Annotated in this window: 4 protein-coding genes, 1 tRNA gene and 1 pseudogene; 1 reads left to right on the forward strand and 5 read right to left on the reverse strand. The window is 34.2% G+C overall.

Annotated elements, in window-relative coordinates; all coding sequences use genetic code 11:
* The coding region (locus A9G31_RS08475) for a transposase (protein WP_141671350.1) at nucleotides 1-234 on the reverse strand (234 nt) is incomplete at its 3' end.
* Nucleotides 235-535: 301 nt separating this feature from the next.
* Here A9G31_RS08475 and A9G31_RS08480 point away from each other — a divergent pair.
* Nucleotides 536-612, forward strand: a tRNA-Arg gene (locus tag A9G31_RS08480).
* A gap of 16 nt (nucleotides 613-628) precedes the next feature.
* Here A9G31_RS08480 and A9G31_RS08485 read toward each other — a convergent pair.
* The 4 genes and pseudogenes from A9G31_RS08485 to A9G31_RS11855 all read right to left on the reverse strand — a co-directional run.
* Entirely contained in the window at nucleotides 629-1,681 is a 1,053-nt protein-coding gene (locus tag A9G31_RS08485) for a tyrosine-type recombinase/integrase (protein ID WP_065561277.1), read from the reverse strand.
* A 282-nt stretch (nucleotides 1,682-1,963) separates the two neighbouring features.
* Nucleotides 1,964-2,176, reverse strand: a complete 213-nt coding sequence (locus A9G31_RS08490) for a hypothetical protein (RefSeq protein ID WP_065560896.1) — start codon at nucleotides 2,174-2,176, stop codon at nucleotides 1,964-1,966.
* Nucleotides 2,177-2,316: 140 nt separating this feature from the next.
* Nucleotides 2,317-2,451: a DUF3850 domain-containing protein gene (locus A9G31_RS11445; protein WP_081299346.1), complete on the reverse strand. Its 135-nt coding sequence runs from the start codon at nucleotides 2,449-2,451 to the stop codon at nucleotides 2,317-2,319.
* Nucleotides 2,452-2,683: 232 nt separating this feature from the next.
* A pseudogene (locus A9G31_RS11855) lies at nucleotides 2,684-2,900 on the reverse strand (hypothetical protein); the annotation flags it as partial.

Raw genomic sequence — 2,900 nt, forward strand, 5'->3', positions numbered from 1 at the left:
TTTGAAAATATCAACTAATATTCCTTTTTTAGACCACAAATTAAATCGCCTATAGACAGTGCTCCATTCACCAAACTCTTCTGGCAAATCTCGCCAAGGAATACCGGTTCTCATTCGGAAAAGGATCCCTTCAAACGTCATCCGATGCTCGGATTTATTATAAACTCGGCCGGTATTTTTCATTATTTGTAGTAGCTTTTCCCACCGTTTATCTGTTAGCATTGTTCTTGGCATGATGAATCGAGTTATGGTTGTTTTTGGCTGAATTATTATAACTCACATCATGCCGTCTAAAAAATAATCATGAAAGATCAACACGCCCTAATAGATAATAGAGTGAAAGTAATTAAAAAATATCTACATTGTGATACAAATTAAATTAAGGATAAGATATACATTCATAACCAAAATTAAACTAATAAGAAATTAAATTGATGATATTTTATCAATCCAATGTGATAAACCATTAAAAATCATTGACGGATCGAAATAGCTTTATATAATACACAGCGTCTAAACAAAAATTCCTATCTAAGTCTCCTTAGCTCAGCTGGATAGAGCAACGGCCTTCTAAGCCGTAGGTCACAGGTTCGAATCCTGTAGGGGACGCCATTAAAAACTAAGATAATCAATTATTTGCAACCGCCAAGCTCAAAGCTTGATTATCTTTATTTTGATTTTGTGACCAAAATGTGACTGCATTTGAAAAATGGCTTAAATGCTCAGCGTTTAAATGCGCATATTTTTTTACCATTTCCAACGTTTCCCAACCACCCAATTCTTGCAGTGTAAAAAGAGGTGTTCCGCTTTGAACGTGCCAGCTTGCCCACGTGTGGCGTAGATCGTGAAAATGAAAATCTTCAATATTACAAATTTCAGTCGCGCGATTAAAAGCGCGCCGATCAATGTCTTTTAACGGATTATTATTTGTACTCACAAAAACATACTTGCTATTGATGAGTCGTCTATTTTTTAATAACTCAACAGCCTCATCATTTAATAACAGCGATCTTGCTTTGCCATTTTTTGCAATATCGTTGCTTACTATAGCTATTTTGTTTTGAAAATCTATCTTATCCCAAGTTAATGATAAAATCTCAGTTCGTCTTGCTCCAGTTAATAACGCAAATAAACAAACATCACGCAACCATCCTAGAGATATATTTCTTAACAATTCTTGAGCTTGTTGCTTTGTTACCCATCTAACCCTAACTTTTGGTTCTTTCTGTTTTCCGACGTACGGAACGGAGGAAATCCAATTGTTCTTTTGAGCTAGACTCAACGCCCTAAGTATTGTTTTGCGATATTTATTTATTGTAGCTGGTGCTAATGGTTTTTTATTTTTCGCGTTATGTGTTGGCAGATTATTATCTATCATTTCACCGGTAATCGATGACAAATTTTTACCACCAAAAATAGCGCGCCAATATTTTGCATGACGAACTTTAGTTGCATAATCGTTTTGGTCTTTTCCGTTATTTAGTAGTAACAATAAAGCTTCGTCAAATGTACGTTCTAAACGCTTATCAAGTCGGCTTATTGCCCACATTTCATGCTTTACTTTGTCATGATATTCCTGAGCGAGTTTTTTATCACTCACCCCAGTAGAGCGTCTAATTCGTTCGCCGCTTGGCGTGCGGATGTCGATATAATAGACGCCATTTCTCTTTGATAATGACATTTTTTAATCTCCTTTTTGTCATTAACAAGAGCTAGCCGAATAACATTATTATTTCTTTTCTTGCTCTCGTCTATGTAATTTTGTAAATCTGATTCAGATATGCGCCAAAAGCCCCCGATTTTGTACATGTGATATTTTGCAGGATTTGCTCGTACCGTATGTTCAGATAGCTTCAATGTTTTTGCCACATATCGCATATCATGCAGCGGTGTCATTATTTACCCCTATAATCTTTTCTCATCTCTCATCAACAAATAAAACTTAGTAATTTGCTGTGTTTATTCAATTATTTGGAATCAACTTCATTTTTTCAATATTAAGTATTTCTGCGACTTGATTGTACGTTTCAATTAAATCATTAATTTCTTCGTTCCAGCGACCACAATAAATATGTTCACCTTTATTTATTTTATAATTAACAATAATTTCATTTTGAGCACATAGCAATTCATTTAATAAATCACATGAAACAGTTACTGTAGCTTTTTTAGTCATAATTATTCTCCTTATCTTTCTATATAAATCAGTATATTACGTCAATGCTCAACATTACATAACCATCTCTCAAATACTCTGCATCATCTAAAATGTGAGAGATGATAACGCTACATTTACGACCTGTACGATTACCGCTCTTAGTCAATTTCATACAAATTCAGAATATCCCCGACCTTGTAATTGCGATCGTTGTAGCGTATTTCAGCTTTTTTCTGACATCGAGCAACGTCCATGAAATATTCAGATTTTATTTTTAATTCGTGTGTAGTCATGATTGGATTCACCTTTAATATTTCGCCAAATTTGGCGTTAATTAATAAAACGGGTGTTCGTAATTTATACTTTGATTCCCCAAAATTGGTGAATCAAAGATAAAAAATGCTCTCTCAATTATTTCATTGCACGCCAAATAATCAGCGCAGATATTTGTAATAAATTAATAGAATAGGGTGGTTGTTCAGTGAGTTATTAACAGATTTTGTGGGTAACTTTATAAGTCATTGATTAAAAAGGAATCTCATCATCTATAAACTCATTTTGCTGAGCTGATGTTTGTGGTTTATGTTGTTGTGCTGACTGATTGCCGCTTTTGTCGAACGTTAACGCTTCAAAATCATCAACTATAAAATAAATGGCTGTTTTGTTGTTGCCTTGTTGGTCCTGCCATTTATCTGTTTTGTATCGAGTTGTAACACGAATAAAAGCACCTTTGCCTTTATCT

The organism is Gilliamella sp. Gris1-4 (assembly GCF_001690335.1).
Taxonomy (GTDB): Bacteria; Pseudomonadota; Gammaproteobacteria; order Enterobacterales; family Orbaceae; genus Gilliamella; species Gilliamella apicola_P.